At 39.9% G+C, this 253-nt stretch carries 1 protein-coding gene; it reads left to right on the top strand.

Features of this window, described 5'->3' with window-relative positions; genetic code table 11:
* Window positions 1–77: 77 nt before the first annotated feature.
* A partial coding sequence (locus ACWQ4X_RS19940) for a DUF7940 domain-containing protein (RefSeq protein ID WP_457904698.1) occupies window positions 78–253 on the top strand: 176 nt, incomplete at its 3' end.

Below are 253 nucleotides of genomic sequence, written 5' to 3'. Positions count from 1 at the left end.
GCGTCAGCACTTGGCATTTTGGGAAGTACATTTATTGAGTCTTGGCTGAAACGCCAAGCAAACACGTGGAGTATTAAATGAAATTCATTGAAAACTGGAAACAGGCATACAAACTGAAATCAGTACAAGTTGGCGCATTAAGCGCCATTTTTTATGCCCTGATTTTATTTGCAGAACAATTTATGGGTGTTTGGAATGTGATTCCGCAAGATGTGAAAAACATGATGCCAGAACAATGGAAAGAAGCCGTTGG

This window comes from Acinetobacter sp. NigerLNRRAM0016 (assembly GCF_054112845.1).
Note: the sequence above shows the minus strand (reverse complement) of the source record. Positions and strands in the feature narration are given on the sequence as shown.